This is a genomic window from Roseomonas sp. TAS13 (assembly GCF_001950415.1).
In the GTDB taxonomy this organism is placed as follows: domain Bacteria; phylum Pseudomonadota; class Alphaproteobacteria; order Acetobacterales; family Acetobacteraceae; genus Roseomonas; species Roseomonas mucosa.
Genome location: NZ_BDLP01000070.1, coordinates 1 through 16113, shown reverse-complemented (window position 1 = coordinate 16113; position 16113 = coordinate 1). Strand labels below are relative to the sequence as shown.

Here is a 16113-nt window from a genome sequence, read left to right as displayed (position 1 = left end):
GCGACCAGGAAGGGGTTCGCCGCCACCGCAGCGCGCAGCCGCTTCGCCGCCGCGGCGCGGGCCGGGCCGAAGCCGTGGCCGGTGCCGATCCGGGCGAAGCCATGGGCCAGGGCGCGGAGCGGGATGGCATAGGTCGGGATGGAGCAGCCATCCGTGCCACGCCGCGCCGCGTCCAGCGCGGTACCGGTCACGTCCTCCAGCGCCGCCTTCACCTCCTGCTGCACCTGGTGTCCGGGGCGGACATAGCCCGCCACATCCACCCCCAGGGCACAGGCGGTGCAGACGAAGCCGGCATGCTTGCCGGAGCAGTTGTTGTGCAGGGCCGTCGCCTCGGCGCCGGAGCGCGCCAGGTCCCGCGCCGCCTGGGCATTGCTGGGCCAGTGCGTGCCGCATTCCAGGCAGCCCGCCTCCTGCCCGGCCTTGCGCAGCATGGCGGCGGCGGTCTCGGCATGCAGAGGCTCGCCGGAATGGGAGGCGCAGGCGAGCGCCAGCTCCGCTTCCGTCAGGCCGAAGCGATCGGCCGCGCCGCTCTCGATCAGCGGCAGGGCCTGGATCACCTTCACCGCCGAGCGCGGGAAAACGGGCCGCTCCACATCGCCGGCGGAGAGGACGAGCCCGCCCTCCGCATCCACCACCGCGAAGGCCCCCGCATGGCGCGATTCCACCTCGGGACCGCGCGTGACTTCCACCAGAACCGGATCTTCCATGCCTGTTTCCTCCCACGGGACGGGCCGGGAATCCAGGGGAGACGCCTTCCCGTTCCGGGGGTCTGTCCCGCTTTTCCCGGGCGTGGCATCCGCCCCCTCACATGTCGACCGGGCGGATCACCGTGCGGATGGTGAAGTTCGACTGGATGCGCGCCACGCCGGGCAGACGGGACAGCACCTCCTTGTGCAGCCGCTCGTAATCCGCCGCATCCTCCACCACGATGCGCAGCAGGTAGTCCGAGGCGCCCGTCATCAGGTAGCACTCCCGGATCTCGGCATGCCTGCGCGCCGCCTGCTCGAAGCGGCCGAGACAGTCGTCGGTCTGCCGTTCCAGCGTGATCTGCACGATCACCACCGTGCCGCGTCCGGTGCGGCGGTCGTCGAGGATGGCGGTATAGCCCCGGATCACCCCGTTCGATTCGAGTTGCCGCACCCGCCGCAGGCAGGCGGAGGGGGAAAGCCCCACCGCCTCCGCCAGGTCGGCATTGCTGATGCGCCCCTGCGCGCGGAGCAGGCGGATGATGCGCTCGTCGAGGCTGTCCAGGAGCATGGAGGCAGGAAATTTCAGGCCGGTGCAGATTCTGCGGAATCCCTAGCACCGGATCGCAGGATCTTCGACTCTTCGCATGAACATGCCGGCCTCTCCTGGCCAGAATCTTGCTTTCATTCCCTCCGCTGATTCGGAGACAGGCGGCATGCACAGCCCTGCCCGGGAAAGGCTCTGGCCAGCGGCCGGCGCCATCCTGACCATCGACCTGGGGGCGATCCGCGCCAACTGGCGCTGGCTGCGCGACCGCGTGGCGCCCGCCGCCTGCGGCGCGGTGCTGAAGGCCGATGCCTATGGGCTGGGGGCGGCGCTGGTCGGCCCGGCCCTGCTGGCCGAGGGCTGCCGCGACTTCTTCGTGGCGCATCTGGAGGAGGGCATTGCCCTCCGCCAGGACCTGCGCGGCCTCCCCGGCTCGGAGGAGGCGCGCGTCCATGTGATGCACGGCCTGTTCGATGGCACCGAGCGGGAGGCGCTGGCGCATGGGCTTATCCCGGTGCTGAACAGCCTGGAGCAGGTGGCGGGCTGGGCCACCCTGTCGCGGGCGGAGGGGCGGCGCCTGCCGGCCTGGCTGCAGATCGACACCGGCATGGCCCGCTTCGGCCTTTCCGCCGGCGACCTGGACCGGCTGGTGCAGGATGGGCGCGACCTGGCGGCGGTGGAGCCCGTCCGGGTGATGAGCCACCTCGCCTGCGCCGACGAACCGGGGCATCCGGCCAATGCGGCGCAGCTCGAATGCTTCAACCGCCTGCGCCAGCGCCTGCCGGCGCTGCCGACCAGCCTCGCCGCCTCCTCCGGCATCTTCCTCGGCAGCCCCTGGCATGGCGGCCTCGTGCGCCCCGGCGTGGCGCTGCACGGCGTGGCGCCGCTGCCACGCGGGGAGAACCCGCTGCGCCCGGTGCTGCGGCTGGATGCGCGCGTGGTGCAGACCCGCGGCGTCCCGGCGGGCACGGCCGTGGGCTATGGCCACAGCTTCACCACCCGGGCGCCGAGCCGGCTGGCCACCATCGCGGTGGGCTATGCCGACGGCTTCCTGCGCAGCGCCAGCAACCGTGGCCGGGCCATGTGGCGGGGCGTGGCGCTGCCCATGCTGGGGCGCGTCTCCATGGACAGCATCGTGCTCGATGCCAGCGCCTTGCCGGAGGATGCGCTGCATCCCGGCGACACGGTGGAACTGATCGGGCCGGACCACGATCTGGATGCGGTGGCCGAGGCCGCCGGGACCATCCCCTACGAGATCCTGACCGGCCTCGGTCAGCGCTACCACCGCCGCTATGCCGGCGGCTGAGGGTTTCCGCCCGGGCGCGCCCGGGCCATTCCCCGCAGGAAACGGCCCCGCTCCGCATGGGCGGCATCAACAAGGCCCCCTCGGGCCGGTCAGGAGTTCAGGTCGGTCATGAAGGTTCTCATCCTCGGCAGCGGCGTGGTCGGCACCGCCTCGGCCTATTACCTCGCCAAGGCCGGCCACGAGGTCACCGTCGTCGACCGCCAGCCGGCGGCGGGGATGGAGACCTCCTTTGCCAATGCCGGGCAGCTTTCCTACGGCTATTCCTCGCCCTGGGCCGGGCCGGGCATCCCGGTCAAGGCGCTGAAATGGCTGATGATGCGCTACCGCCCCTTCGTGATCTGGCCGCGCCCGGACGCGCGGCTCGGCTGGTGGCTGGCGCAGATGCTGGCCAACTGCAACGAGGAAGCCTACCGCCTCAACAAGAGCCGCATGGTGCGCATCGCGGAATATGCCCGCGAATCCCTGACCGCGCTGCGCGCCGAGACGGGCATCACCTATGACGACCGGCAGCGCGGCACCTTGCAGGTCTTCCGGACGCAGAAGCAGCTCGACCATGTCGGGGACGACACGGGCGTGCTCGACCAGTACGGCATTCCCTACGAGGTGCTGGACGCCGCCGGCTGCGTGAGCAAGGAGCCCGCCCTCGGCCTGGTGCGCGAGAAGATGGTGGGCGGCCTCTATCTGCCGCAGGACGAAACCGGCGACGTCCACCAGTTCACCCAGCGGCTCGCGAAGATCTGCGAGGGCATGGGCGTGACCTACCGCTATGGCACCACCATCCAGCGGCTGGCCACCGAGGGCGGCCGCGTCACCGGCGCCGTCACCACCGCCGGGACGCTGACCGCCGACCGCTATGTCGTGGCGCTGGGCAGCTATTCCGCCGCGCTGCTGCGGCCGCTGGGGATGAACCTGCCGGTCTATCCGGTGAAGGGCTATTCCATCACCGTGCCGATCACCGATCCGAACGGCGCGCCCGTCTCCACCGTGATGGACGAGACCTACAAGGTCGCCATCACCCGGCTGGGCGACCGCATCCGCGTCGGCGGCACGGCGGAGCTGGCCGGGTTCAGCCTAACGCTGCGCCAGCCGCGCCGCGCCACGCTGGAGCATTCGGTGCACGACCTGTTCCCCAAAGGCGGCGACCTGAGCAAGGCCAGCTTCTGGACCGGGCTGCGGCCGATGACGCCGGACGGCACGCCGATCGTGGGTGCCACGCCCTTCGGCAACCTCTTCACCAACACCGGCCATGGCACGCTGGGCTGGACCATGGCCTGCGGCTCCGGGCGGCTGCTGGCCGATCTCGTGTCCGGCCACACGCCGGAGATCGACAGCAGCGACCTCAGCCTGGAGCGCTACCGCCACGTGCCGCCGGAGGGGAAGGCGGCGGCCCGGAAGCAGGCGGCCTGATCCGCCCCCCCCCTTGCGGCGCGGCCCGGATGGTGGGAGGTCCACAGGCTCTCCCGTGCCGGGAAGGTATGACCTTTTCCCCGGGGATCGCGCCCCGCCGCCCGCATGGGGGGTTAATCCGGGGCGATGCGGTCCTATTTGGGCCCTGACCACTTCGACGGAGGACTACATGTATCCGGACGTCCAACTCTTCATCAACGGAACCTGGCGCGCCGCGACCGGCGGCCGCACGGAGCCGGTGATCAACCCGGCCACCGAGGAGACGATCGGCACCGTGGCCTATGCGTCCCGTGCCGACCTGGACGAGGCGCTGGAGGCCGCGGCGAAGGGCTTCCGGACCTGGCGCGCCACCTCGGCCTTCGAGCGCTACAAGCTGATCCGCAAGGCGGCGAACCTGCTGCGCGAGCGGGCCGACAAGATCGCCCGCATCATGACGCTGGAGCAGGGCAAGCCGCTGGCCGAGGCGAAGATGGAGGTGATGGGCGCCGCCGACACCGCCGACTGGCTGGCCGAGGAAGGCCGCCGCACCTATGGCCGCGTCGTCCCCGCCCGGGCCGAGGGCGTGTACCAGCTGGTGATCAAGGAGCCGGTCGGCCCCGTCGCCGCCTTCACGCCCTGGAACTTCCCGATCAACCAGATCGTGCGCAAGCTCTGCTCGGCGCTGGCCACCGGCTGCTCGATCATCGTCAAGGCGCCGGAGGAGACCCCGGCCTCCCCGGCCGAGCTGATCCGCGCCTTCGCCGATGCGGGCATTCCGGATGGGGTGATCGGCCTCGTCTATGGCGTGCCGGCGGAAATCTCGGAATACCTCATCCCGCACCCGGTGATCCGCAAGATCACCTTCACCGGCTCCACCCCGGTGGGCAAGCAGCTCGCCGCCCTGGCCGGCCAGCACATGAAGCGCGCGACGATGGAGCTCGGCGGCCATGCCCCGGCCTTCGTCTTCGACGACGCGGATGTGGGCCTTGCGGCCAAGACGCTCGCCACCTCCAAGCTGCGCAACGCGGGCCAGGTCTGCGTCTCGCCGACGCGCTTCCTGGTGCAGGAGAAGATCTTCGACCAGTTCGTGGAGCAGTTCTCCGGCCATCTCGCCGCGGCGAAGGTGGGCAACGGGCTGGAGGAAGGCGTGACCATGGGCCCGCTGGCCAATGAGCGCCGCATCCCGTCCATCGAGGGGCTGATCAACGACGCCAGGCAGAAGGGCGCCGAGGTCCGCACCGGCGGCAACCGCATCGGCAACAAGGGCTATTTCTTCGAGCCCACGGTGCTGACCGGCGTGACGCGCGAGATGCGGGCGATGAACGAGGAGCCCTTCGGCCCGCTGGCGCTGATGGTGCCCTTCCGCGACTTCGACGAGGCGGTCGAGGAAGGCAACCGCCTGCCCTTCGGCCTTGCCTCCTACGCCTTCACCCGCTCCGCCAAGACGGCGCAGGCGCTGGGCGACAAGGTCGAGGCCGGCATGATGACCATCAACCACCTGGGCCTCGCCCTGCCGGAAGTGCCCTTCGGCGGCATCAAGGACAGCGGCTACGGCTCCGAAGGCGGCATCGAGGCGCTGGAATCCTACCTGAACACCAAGTTCGTCTCCCAGGCCGGGCTCTGAGCCCAGGCCCCAGGGGATAGGACCCGCGACCAAGGGGGGAAAGGGCTTCGGCCCTTCCCCCTTTTTCGTGGCCACGCCGCCGGGGGTTGCACCTCTGGCCGGCCCCGGGGGAGAGGCGCTGCCTCTCCCGCCGGACCCCCTTTCCGCCGGGGACCGAAGCCGGTCCCCGGACCCCGGGCTTGCGTTGGCACTGTGTGTTGGCCGTCAGACTGAGGGTTGATCCCTGGGAACAGGTGGAGAGGCGGGGCTCCCGAGAGAAAGAAAGACACCGTTTCCACGCTGACGGCACCGGCAGTCCGCCGGAGAGCCTGGCTCTCCGGCGCGATCCGGCATCAGCGAGTACCAACTCACCGGGTCCAGGGCACGCAGTGTCCTGGCGGATGGGGTTTGGGGAAGGTGGAACCTTCCCCAAGGCGCAACGCCCCCTCAGCCCGGCAGGCTGGCCTCGATCAGCGTATGGGCGGAGCTTTCGAGCGCGCGGGAGGCTGCCTCGTTGCCCAGGGCCGGGGCAACGGCGAAGGCGCCCTCGATCAGCAGTTGTAGGGAATCGCCCAGCGTGGCAGGGGCTCCGGCCTCGGCGCAGAGGCAGCGCAGCGTTTCGCGCATGACCTGCTTGTGGTGGTCCGCGACCTGCCGCGCCGGGTGGTGCGGGTCGGGGAACTCCGCGATGGCGAGGCCCAGCGGGCAGCCGCGGAAGCCCGGGGTCAGCACCGTCGCCGCCGCCATGTTGACGCAGGCGAGCAGCCGCTCGCGGGGGGAGAGGCTCCGATCCCCGGTGATGCAGGCGAGCTTCTCCTGCGCATCGCAGCGTTCCTGCAGGATCGTCTCGATCAGCGCGTCCTTGGAGGGATAGGCGCGGTAGAGACCCATCTTCGTGGTGCCGGCGGCCCGGCAGATCTCGTCCACGCCGGTGGCATGGATGCCCTGGCGGTAGAACAGCTCGCGCGCCGCATCGCGGACACGCTGCGCCACGGGGGGCTTGTCCGATGGCCCCGCCTTCCCGGCGGCTTGCCTTCCGGGCTCCCTGTCCGGGGCCTGGCCGGTCCTGGCTTCGCTCACGGGTCTCTCCCTGCCTCCTTCTGCGCCCGAACGGGCCGGGCCGGCGTGGAGAGAGAACAACCGAGCCTCCGCCGCCGGGCTCCGACAACAAGTCCGGGCCGGTGCCGTCCGGCGGTTCCGGAGGGCCCGACCCCTTGTAATGAGACTGACCGGTCCGTATCAATAAGGATGAACCGGTCGGTATCACCCGGCCAGGAGATAGGTCATGCACCCTCCCGAACGCAAGTCCCCCAAGGGCTCCCTGGCCGCCCTTCTCCTCACCTTCGCAATGGCGGCCCCCTTCCTCCCGCAAGCCGCACTGGCACAGCAGCCGGGCGCCGCCCCGCCCGCCGTCACCGTGGCCCAGCCGCTGCGGCGGCAGATCACCGAATGGGACGAGCATCTCGCCCGGCTGGAACCCTCCGCCCGCGTCCAGCTCCGCGCCCGCATCTCGGGCCAGGTGGAGGCGGTGCATTTCCGCGACGGACAGGTGGTGCGGCAGGGCGACCTGCTCTTCACCCTCGACCGGCGGCCCTTCGAGATCGCGGTGGACAGCGCCCGGGCCGAGCTGGCGCGCGCCCAGGCCCAGGCCGTGCTGGCGCAGCAGGAGGTGGACCGCACACTGCCGCTGATCAGCAACCGCATCGCCCCGATGGCACAGCTCGATGCCCGCCGCGCCGCCCTGGCCGAGGCCGTGGCGCAGCGCGACGCCGCCCAGGCCGCGCTCCGCAAGGCGCAGCTCGACCTGGAATGGAGCGAGATCCGCGCCCCGATCGGCGGCCGCATCTCCGACCGCCGGGTGGATGCGGGCAACCTGGTGCAGGCCGGCGAAACGCTGCTGACCACGATCCTGCAGATCGACCCGATCTACGCCGTCTTCGACGCGCCGGAAGCCGACTACCTGCGCCTCGCCCGGCTGGCGCGCAGCGGCGCCCGGCCCAGCGACCAGCCCGCCCGCGCGGGCCAGGGCAACCCGGTGGAGATCCGCCTCGCCGACGAGGAAGGCTGGGATCGCCAGGGGCGTATGGACTTCACCGACGTGGCGCTGGACCCGCGCAGCGGCACGGTGCGCGCCCGGGCGGTGCTGGCGAACCCGGACCTGTTCCTGACGCCCGGCGTCTTCGCCCGGCTGCGGCTGCGGACCGGGGCCTCCGACTCCCTGCTGCTGCCCGATGCCGCGGTGGCGGCGGACCAAGCCGAGCGCATGGTTCTGACCGTGGCGCAGGACGGCATGGTGGTGCCGAAGCCGGTTTCGCTCGGCCCGCTGGTGGATGGGTTGCGGGTGATCCGCAGCGGGCTGGCGCCGCAGGACCGGGTGGTGGTGGCGGGGCTGCACCTCGCCCGCCCCGGCAGCCGCGTCACCGCCGAGGCCGGACGCATCGGCCCCGCCAGCGCACAACTCACGCAGGCGCGGTAGCGCCACCCACGCCGCAGGAACCGCGCCATGCGCTTCGCCCGCTTCTTCATCGACCGGCCGGTCTTCGCCGCGGTGATCTCCATCGCCATCACCCTGGTCGGCGGCATCGCCCTGCTGCGCCTGCCGATCAGCGAGTATCCCGACATCGCGCCTCCCACCGTGACGATCACGGCGAACTATCCCGGCGCCTCCGCCGCCACGGTGGCGGAGACCGTGGCCACGCCGATCGAGCAGGAGGTCAATGGCGTGGAGGGGATGCTCTACCTGAACTCCCAGTCCACGGGCGACGGCAGGCTCTCCATCAACGTGGTCTTCCGCCAGGGCACCGACGTGGATGCGGCGCAGGTGCTGGTGCAGAACCGCGTCGCCATCGCCGAGCCGCGCCTGCCGGAGGAGGTGCGGCGGCTGGGGCTGGTGGTGCGCAAGGCCTCGCCCGACCTGATGATGGTCGTGCACATGTATTCGCCGGACGGGTCGCGGGACCAGCAGTACGTCTCCAACTACGCCACGCTGAACGTGCGCGACCGGCTGGCGCGGCTGGACGGGATCGGCGACGTGCAGGTCTTCGGCGCGCGCGACTATTCCATGCGCGTCTGGCTCGACCCGGCGAAGGTGGCGGCGCGCGGGCTCACCGCCGGGGAGGTCGTGGAGGCGCTGCGCCGCGCCAACCTCCAGGTCGCGGCGGGCGGGCTGAACAAGCCGCCGACGGGCGAGACGGGCGCGGGCTTCGAGCTGAACATCCAGGCGCTGGGGCGCCTCGCCACGCCGGAGCAGTTCGGTGAGATCGTGGTCGCCACCAATGCGCGCGGCGCCCCGGTGCGGGTGCGCGACATCGCGCGGGTGGAGCTCGGCAGCCAGGACTATTCCGTTTCCGCCTATCTGGACAATGCGGTGGCGACGGCGATCCCGATCTACCAGCGCCCCGGCTCCAACGCGCTGGCAACCGCCGAGGCGGTGCGCCATACCATGGAGGAGCTGTCGCATTCCTTTCCGCCCGGCATCACCTATGGCGTGGTCTACGACACCACGCGCTTCATCGAGCAGTCGATGGAGGCGGTGGTGCACACCTTCGGCGAGGCGGTGCTGCTGGTTGTCGTGGTGGTGGTGCTGTTCCTGCAATCCTGGCGGGCGGCGCTGATCCCGCTTCTGGCGATCCCCGTCTCCATCATCGGCACCTTCGCCGCCATGGCGGCGCTGGGCCTGTCGCTGAACACGCTGTCGATGTTCGGGCTGATCCTGGCCATCGGCATCGTGGTGGATGACGCCATCGTGGTGGTGGAGAACGTGGAGCGGCACCTGGCGCAGGGCGCCACGCCGCGCGACGCCGCCCGCCGCACCATGGACGAGGTGGGCATGGCGCTGGTCGCCATCGCCCTGGTGCTCTGCGCCGTCTTCGTGCCGACCGCCTTCATCTCGGGCATCGCCGGTGCCTTCTACGGCCAGTTCGCGGTGACCATCGCGGTGGCGACGCTGCTCTCGGCGCTGGTCTCGCTCACCCTTTCCCCGGCCCTGGCGGCGCTGCTGCTGCGCCCGCACGCGCATGAGGCGCCGCGCGGGCGCCTCGCCTGGATCGGGGCACCCTTCCGCTGGTTCTTCCAGGGCTTCAACAGGGTCTTCGACGCGCTCTCCCTGGGCTATGGCGGGCTGACGCGGCGGCTGGTGCGGTTGCCGGTGATCCTGCTGCTGCTCTATGCCGGGCTGCTGCTGGCCACGGGGCAGATGGTGCGGATGACACCCACCGGTCTGATCCCGCCGCTCGACCGCGGCTACCTGATCGCCGCCTTCCAGCTTCCGCCCGGCGCCGCCCTGTCGCGCACCGACGCGGTGATCCGCCGCGCCTCGGAGGCGGTGCTGTCCGTGCCGGGGGTGGAACATGCCATCGCCTTCACCGGCTTCGACGGCGCCACCTTCACCAACGCGCCGAACACGGGCGTGATCTTCGTCGGCCTGAAATCCTTCGAGGAACGGGCGAAGGAGGGCGTCAGCTACGGCGCCCTCATCGGCCAGTTGCAGGCGAAGCTGGCGCAGGACCGGGAGGCCCTGGCGCTGGTGATCCCGCCGCCCTCCGTGCCCGGCATCGGCACCGGCGGCGGCTTCAAGCTGTATGTGCAGGACCGGGCCGGGCGCGGGCCGCGGGCGCTGGAACAGGCCACCCAGGCGGTGCTGGCGGCGGCACGGCAGAAGCCGGAGGTCGGCTTCGCCTTCTCGCTCTTCAACACCGCCACCCCCACCCTGCGGGCCGAGGTGGACCGCACCAAGGCGGAGATGCTGGGCGTGCCGCTGGACAAGGTATCGGAAACGCTCTCGGTCTATCTCGGCTCGGCCTTCGTGAACGACTTCAACATCCTCGGCCGCACCTACCGCGTCACCGCCCAGGCCGAGGAGGCGCAGCGCCGCACGCCGCGCGACGTGGCGCTGCTGCGCACCCGCAACGCCGACGGGCAGATGGTGCCGATCGGCGCGCTGGCGAGCTTCCAGGACGACAGCGCCGCCTATCGCGTGCCGCGCTACAACCTCTACCCGGCGGCGGAGATCCAGGGCACGCCCGCGCCCGGCGCTTCCACCGGCCAGGCCATCGCCGCCATGCAGTCGGCGCTGGAGGAGGCGCTGCCCGCCGGCTTCTCCTACGAATGGACGGAACTCGCCTTGCAGGAGACGACCCAGGGCAACACCGCGCCGCTCGCCTTCGGGCTGGCCGTGGTCTTCGTCTTCCTGCTGCTGGCCGCCCTCTACGAGAGCTGGCTGCTGCCGCTGGCGGTGGTGCTGATCGCGCCGATGTCGGTGCTGGCGGCGCTGCTCGGCGTGGTCTGGCGCGGGCTGGACAACAACGTGCTGGTGCAGGTCGGGCTGGTGGTGCTGGTCGGGCTGGCGGCCAAGAATGCCATCCTGATCGTGGAATTCGCCCGTGCCGCCGAGCGCGACGGCATGAACCGCTGGCAGGCCGCCGAGGCCGCGGCGCGCACCCGGCTGCGGCCGATCCTGATGACCTCGCTGGCCTTCATCCTGGGCGTGCTGCCGCTGGCCGTGGCGACGGGCGCGGGCGCGGAGATCCGGCAGAGCCTGGGCACCGCGGTCTTCGCCGGGATGCTGGGCGTGACCGGCTTCGGCCTTCTCTTCACCCCCGTCTTCTACGTGGTCGCCAGCGCCATGGCCCGGCGGCAGGCGCGGCGGGCGGCCGGTGCCGTGGCGCCGGCGGAATGAACCCTTTCCGGCAGGCCGGGTGGCCTGCCGGAAATCGTGATGGCCCTCCCCCCCGATGGCGGGCTGGCGCGAGGCCGCCCCGGATGTGCAATGTCACGCCCTGTGACTGGAGCGTGACAATGCCTGGACGAATGCTGGCGATCCTCCCTGCCCTGTTTCTCTGTGCGGGCCTGATGCGGGCGGAGGCGGTAACGCTGGACGGGGTGACCTTTCCCGATACCCGGACCGTCGCCGGCCACCGGCTGGTGCTGAACGGGACCGCGCTCCGCACCTATTCCATCCTGCATGTGCATATCTACGTGGCCGCGCTGTATCTGGAACGGCCTTCCTCCGATGCCGCGCAGATCCTGGACTCGGACCAGGCGAAGCTCGTCCAGTTCGTCTTCTCCCGAAACATCGATGCCGCCGATGCCCGCAAGTCCTGGGAGGAAGGGCTGGCCGCCAGTTGCCGCGCCCCCTGCCGGCTGCAGCCGCAGGACGTGGCCCGCTTCCTCGACGCCGTTCCGGCCGTGCACAAGGGGGAGAGCGGTTCCCTGCTCTTCACCCGGGACGGGATGGACGTCTTCACCGATGGCCGCTTCATCGGCCGGATCACCGACCCGGCCTTCACGCGCGTCGTGCTCGCCACCTTCATCGGGCCGCAGAGCCTGCTGCCGGAGGTCCGCGCCGGCCTGCTCAGGCAGCGCTGATCCTTCCCGGCCTCCGCCGGAAGGTTTCACCCGGCCATCGGATTGTCATCCGATCGTCACCCAAGCATCACGCCTGCGACGTGCAGAACGACTAAGCCGCCCACCGAACACGTTCGGATCGACTCATGGCGTCTCAGCGTAACGTCCTCCTCATCGTGGTGGATCAGTGGCGGGCGGATTTCATGCCCGTGCTCGGTGCCGATTTCCTGCGCACGCCGAACCTGGACCGGCTGTGCCGGGAGGGCGTCACCTTCCGCAACCATGTGACCACCGCCGTCCCCTGCGGCCCGGCCCGCGCCAGCCTGCTGACCGGCCTGTACCTGATGAACCACCGCGCGGTGCAGAACACCGTGCCGCTCGACGCGCGCCACATGAACCTGGGCAAGGCGCTGCGCGGCGTGGGCTACGATCCGGCGCTGATCGGCTACACCACCACCACGCCGGACCCGCGCGGCACCAGCCGCAACGATCCGCGCTTCTCCCTGCTGGGCGACCTGATGGAAGGCTTCCGCAGCGTCGGCGCCTTCGAGCCCTCGATGGACGGGTATTTCGGCTGGCTGGCGCAGAAGGGCTATCCCCTGCCGCCGAACCGCGAGGACATCTGGCTGCCGGAAGGCGTGGACGACGTGCCCGGCGCCACCAACCGGCCCAGCCGCATCCCGACCGAGCTTTCCGACACCGCCTATTTCACCGAGCGCGCGCTCACCTACCTGAAGGGCCGCGGCGAGAAGCCCTGGTTCCTGCATCTCGGCTACTGGCGCCCGCACCCGCCCTTCATCGCGCCCGAGCCCTTCAACCGCATGTACCGGCCGGAGCAGATGCCCGCCCCGGTGCGGATGCCGCACTGGCGCGAGGAAGCGGCGCAGCACCCGCTGCTCGACTTCTACCTGCACGGCGTGCAGCGGGGCTCCTTCTTCCATGGCGCCGGCGGCGCGGCGAACGAGATGGCCGAGTCGGAGATCCGCCAGATGCGCGCCACCTATGCCGGGCTGATCTCCGAGGTCGATGCGGCGCTGGGCGAGGTCTTTGCCCATCTCGACGCCACGGACCAGTGGAAGAACACGCTGATCATCTTCACCTCCGACCATGGCGAACAGCTCGGCGACCACTACCTGCTCGGCAAGATCGGCTTCCACGACGAGAGCTTCCGCATCCCCCTGGTGGTGGTGGACCCGGATGCGCCGGAACAGGCCGGCCGCATCGAGAGCGCCTTCACCGAGAGTGTGGATGTGCTGCCGAGCATCATCGACTGGCTGGGCGGCGAGGTGCCGCGCGCCTGCGACGGGCGCTCCCTGCTGCCGCTGCTGCACGGCCGGCGCCCCGCCGACTGGCGCGAGCACCTCTTCTACGAATACGATTTCCGCGACGTGTACTACTCGCATCCCGAGGCGCCGCTGGGCCTCGGCATGGATGACTGCTCGCTCTGCGTGGTGCAGGACGAGCAGTGGAAATACGTGCATTTCGCGGCACTCCCGCCCCTCCTCTTCAACCTGGAGGAGGACCCGAACCAGTTCGTGAACCTGGCCGACGATCCGGCCCACGCGGCCATCGTCGCGGATTACGCGCAGCGCGCCCTGTCGCACCGCATGCGCCATGCCGAACGCACCCTGACGCATTACCGATCCACGCCCCAGGGCCTGGAGGAGAGAAGCCGATGATCCTGTCCCGCCGCTCCACGCTGCTCGGGGCCGCCGGCCTCGGCGCGGCCGGCCTGCCGCGCTTCGCCATCGCACAGGGGGACCAGCGCCGCAGCATCGACATCGCCGTCCAGAAGATCAGCAACTCCAACACGCTGGAGGTGCTGCGCGAGCAGTCCAATGTCGGCGAGCGGATCTTCTTCTCCTCGATCTGGGAAGGGCTGATCGGCCGCGACTGGCTGGGCGAGCTGCGCGCCGTGCCGCTGCTGGCCACGGAATGGAAGCGGCTGAGCGACAGCGCTGTGGAGCTGAAGCTGCGCCCCGGCGTGCGCTTCCACAACGGCGACGAGATGACGGCCGAGGACGTGGCCTTCTCCTTCGGCCGCGAGCGCATGTTCGGCGACACGCCGGCCACGGCCCAGGGCCGCACCATCGCGGTGAAGGGCGAAGGCATCCCGACCCGCGCGGGCCGCGAGCTGCCGGCCGAGGTGCCCGCCGTCGCGCGCCGCTCCTGGCCGGCGCTGGAGCGTGTCGAGGTGGTGGACCGGTACACCGTCCGCTTCCACAACGCCTCGCCCGACGTGACGCTGGAAGGCCGTCTCGCCCGCTACGGCAGCGAGATCATCTCCCGCCGCGCCTATGTCGAGGCGCCGAGCTGGTTCGACTGGGCGCGCAAGCCCGTCACCACCGGCCCCTACATGGTGGCCGAGTTCAAGCCGGACCAGTCGCTGACCCTGGTGGCACACGATGCCTATTGGGGCGGCCGCCCGCCGCTGAAGCGGATCCGCTTCCTGGAGGTGCCGGAGGTCTCCGCCCGCATCAACGCGCTGCGCTCCGGCGAGGTGCAGTTCGCCTGCGACATCCCGCCCGACCAGATCCCCGGCATCGAGAGCGACGCGGCCTATGAGGTGCAGGGCGGCACCATCCTGAACCACCGCCTGACCGTCTTCGACAAGAACTTCCCCGCCCTGCGGGACGCCCGCGTCCGCCGCGCCTTCACCCATGCGATCGACCGCCAGGCGATCGTGGACAGCCTCTGGAGCGGCCGCACCGTGGTGCCGCGCGGGCTGCAGTGGGACTATTACGGCGACATGTTCATCGCCGACTGGTCGGTGCCGAAATACGACCCGGCCGAGGCGAAGCGCCTGCTGAAGGAGGCGGGCTACAAGGGCGAGCCGATCCCCTACCGCCTGCTGAACAACTACTACACCAACCAGACGCCGACCGCGCAGGTGCTGGTGGAGATGTGGAGCCAGGTGGGCCTGAACGTCCAGATCGAGATGAAGGAGAACTGGACCCAGATCCTGGAGCGCAGCCCGGGCCGTGCGGTGCGCGACTGGTCCAACTCCGCGCCCTTCAACGACCCCGTCTCCTCGCTGGTCGCGCAGCACGGGCCGAACGGGCAGCAGCAGCAGGTGGGCGAGTACAGCAACGAGGAGCTGAACCGGCTCTGCGTGGAGCTGGAGACCAGCACCGACCGCCCCCGCCGCAAGCAGGTCTTCCGCCGGCTGCTGGAGATCGCCGAGCGCGAGGACCCGGCCTATACGGTGCTGCACCAGAACGCGACCTTCACCGCCAAGCGCAAGGACATCCGGTGGAAGGCCGCCCCGGCCTTCGCCATGGAGTTCCGCGCCAACAACTGGACGGCCTGACGTGGGGCAACCCCTGGTCGAGATCCGCAACCTCGCCGTCAGCTTCGACGGCACGCCCGCCCTGCGCGGCGTGGACCTCACCATCGGGCGCGGCGAATCCCTGGCCCTGGTGGGTGAATCCGGCTGCGGCAAGTCGGTCACCTGGCTGGCCGCCCTGGGCCTGCTGCCGCCCAAGGCGCGCGTCACCGGCAGCGTGCGGCTCGATGGCCAGGAGATCCTGGGCGCCGCGCCGGCGGTGCTGGACCGGGTGCGCGGCGGCCGCATCGCCATGATCTTCCAGGACCCGGCGAGCAGCCTGAACCCCGTCCACCGCATCGGCCGGCAGATCACCGAGGTGCTGGCCCTGCATCGCGGCATGGCCGGCAGGGCCGCCCGGGCCGAGGCCGAGAGGCTGCTCGACCGGGTCGGCATGCCCGACGCCCGGCGGCGGCTGGATGCCTATCCGCACGAGCTGTCGGGCGGGCAGAACCAGCGCGTGATGATCGCCATGGCGCTCGCCGGCCAGCCGGAGCTGCTGGTGGCGGACGAGCCGACCACCGCGCTGGACGTCACCATCCAGGCGCAGATCCTGGAACTGCTGGCGGAGATCCGCCGCGACACCGGCATGGCGCTGGTGCTGATCAGCCACGACCTCGGCGTGGTGGGGGAAACCTGCGAGCGCGTCTGCGTCCTCTATGCCGGGCGGGTGATCGAGGAGGCCGCCACGGAGCGCCTGCTCAAGGCCCCGCTGCATCCCTACGCGGACGGGCTGCTGGCCGCCCTGCCGCCGATCGACGGGCCGCGCCGCCCGCTCAACGCCATTCCCGGCGCCGTGCCGGAGCCCTGGGCCATGCCTCCGGGCTGCCCCTTCGGCCCGCGCTGCCCCCGCCACGTGGCCGCCTGCGACGCCGCCCTGCCGCGCCTGACCCTGGTGGAGCCCGGCCACCGCGC

Annotated in this window: 12 protein-coding genes; 9 read left to right on the top strand and 3 right to left on the bottom strand. The window is 71.0% G+C overall.

Features of this window, described 5'->3' with window-relative positions; all coding sequences use genetic code 11:
- Positions 1–707: asparaginase (locus tag ROTAS13_RS08250; RefSeq protein ID WP_075822055.1), on the bottom strand; the 707-nt coding region annotated here is incomplete at its 3' end.
- Positions 708–804: 97 nt separating this feature from the next.
- Positions 805–1257, bottom strand: coding sequence for an Lrp/AsnC family transcriptional regulator (locus tag ROTAS13_RS08245; protein WP_019463236.1), 453 nt, complete (start codon positions 1255–1257; stop codon positions 805–807).
- 145 nt (positions 1258–1402) lie between these two features.
- On the opposite strand from ROTAS13_RS08245, the gene alr reads away from it, so the two are divergent.
- From alr to ROTAS13_RS08230, 3 genes are all read left to right on the top strand, one after another.
- Positions 1403–2539 (top strand): alanine racemase, encoded by a 1137-nt coding sequence (gene alr / locus ROTAS13_RS08240; RefSeq protein ID WP_075822054.1) that lies wholly within the window; start codon positions 1403–1405, stop codon positions 2537–2539.
- A gap of 108 nt (positions 2540–2647) precedes the next feature.
- A complete protein-coding gene (locus ROTAS13_RS08235; RefSeq protein ID WP_075822053.1) occupies positions 2648–3946 on the top strand; it encodes a D-amino acid dehydrogenase in 1299 nt (432 codons plus the stop codon).
- Between the two features lie 169 nt (positions 3947–4115).
- Positions 4116–5549: an NAD-dependent succinate-semialdehyde dehydrogenase gene (locus ROTAS13_RS08230; RefSeq protein WP_075822052.1), complete on the top strand. Its 1434-nt coding sequence runs from the start codon at positions 4116–4118 to the stop codon at positions 5547–5549.
- Positions 5550–5975: 426 nt separating this feature from the next.
- Here the strand turns inward: ROTAS13_RS08230 and ROTAS13_RS08225 are convergent, their stop codons facing one another.
- A complete protein-coding gene (locus ROTAS13_RS08225; protein WP_075822051.1) occupies positions 5976–6521 on the bottom strand; it encodes a TetR/AcrR family transcriptional regulator in 546 nt (181 codons plus the stop codon).
- Between the two features lie 292 nt (positions 6522–6813).
- On the opposite strand from ROTAS13_RS08225, the gene ROTAS13_RS08220 reads away from it, so the two are divergent.
- The 6 genes from ROTAS13_RS08220 to ROTAS13_RS08195 form a co-directional block, all read left to right on the top strand.
- Entirely contained in the window at positions 6814–8004 is a 1191-nt protein-coding gene (locus tag ROTAS13_RS08220; RefSeq protein WP_037250545.1) for an efflux RND transporter periplasmic adaptor subunit, read from the top strand.
- 27 nt (positions 8005–8031) lie between these two features.
- Complete coding sequence (locus ROTAS13_RS08215) at positions 8032–11205, top strand: efflux RND transporter permease subunit (RefSeq protein ID WP_075822050.1); 3174 nt, start codon at positions 8032–8034, stop codon at positions 11203–11205.
- Between the two features lie 119 nt (positions 11206–11324).
- Positions 11325–11894: a chalcone isomerase family protein gene (locus tag ROTAS13_RS08210; RefSeq protein WP_171979055.1), complete on the top strand. Its 570-nt coding sequence runs from the start codon at positions 11325–11327 to the stop codon at positions 11892–11894.
- 125 nt (positions 11895–12019) lie between these two features.
- Positions 12020–13552, top strand: coding sequence for a phosphoric/sulfuric ester hydrolase PehA (pehA, locus tag ROTAS13_RS08205; RefSeq protein WP_075822048.1), 1533 nt, complete (start codon positions 12020–12022; stop codon positions 13550–13552).
- Positions 13549–15183 (top strand): ABC transporter substrate-binding protein, encoded by a 1635-nt coding sequence (locus tag ROTAS13_RS08200; protein WP_019459219.1) that lies wholly within the window; start codon positions 13549–13551, stop codon positions 15181–15183. The genes pehA and ROTAS13_RS08200 overlap by 4 nt, the downstream gene beginning before the upstream one ends.
- 1 nt (position 15184) lies before the next feature.
- A partial coding sequence (locus ROTAS13_RS08195; protein ID WP_075822047.1) for an ABC transporter ATP-binding protein occupies positions 15185–16113 on the top strand: 929 nt, incomplete at its 3' end.